The organism is Clostridium sardiniense, assembly GCF_019753795.1.
Classification (GTDB): domain Bacteria; phylum Bacillota; class Clostridia; order Clostridiales; family Clostridiaceae; genus Clostridium; species Clostridium sardiniense.
The window spans coordinates 1-256 of record NZ_JAIKTU010000071.1; the positions used below are offsets into that span (position 1 = coordinate 1).

Genomic DNA, 256 nt, shown 5'->3' on the forward strand with positions numbered 1-256 from the left:
CGCCAGATTTACCGGGTGATAGTGGAGAAGCAGAGAAACCAGAGACACCAGGAACAGGAGGAACGACACCGGATTTACCAGGTGAGGAAGGGTCAACGCCAGATTTACCGGGTGATAGTGGAGAAGCAGGGAAACCAGAGACACCAGGAACAGGGGGAACGACACCAGATTTACCAGGTGAGGAAGGGTCAACGCCAGATTTACCGGGTGATAGTGGAGAAGCAGGGAAACCAGAGACACCAGGAACAGGGGGAAC

Annotated in this window: 1 pseudogene; it reads left to right on the top strand. The window is 54.3% G+C overall.

The annotated features are described in order from the left end of the window. Nucleotides 1–256, top strand: a pseudogene (locus K5V21_RS19260) (hypothetical protein); the annotation flags it as partial.